The organism is Zoogloea sp. LCSB751 (assembly GCF_002028455.1).
In the GTDB taxonomy this organism is placed as follows: domain Bacteria; phylum Pseudomonadota; class Gammaproteobacteria; order Burkholderiales; family Rhodocyclaceae; genus Zoogloea.
In genome coordinates, this window is sequence record NZ_MWUM01000672.1 from 1 (window position 1) to 233 (window position 233).

The 233-nt window shown below is 52.8% G+C and carries 1 protein-coding gene; it reads left to right on the forward strand.

The window, feature by feature from the left end; translation table 11 throughout:
- Nucleotides 1-35 precede the first annotated feature (35 nt).
- The coding region (locus B4920_RS30275) for a hypothetical protein (RefSeq protein ID WP_216820153.1) at nucleotides 36-233 on the forward strand (198 nt) is incomplete at its 3' end.

The following is a 233-nucleotide window of genomic DNA, read 5'->3' on the forward strand; positions in this document are numbered from 1 at the left end:
CCATCTTTTTTTGCATTAGTGACCAGCGATCCTCTATGACCGTCAACCGTTTTGACCCTAGCTCAGACAGCCTGACACCTGCAACTACGCGGGTTCAGCCATCGGACGACCACACTGTCCAACAAGCGACTTCCAGCATTATTAGGTCTCACCACCCAAGGATTGGTTTTGTGAGCTTGGGATGCCCCAAAAACCTGGTCGATTTCGAGCGCATCCTGACCCAGCTGCGTACC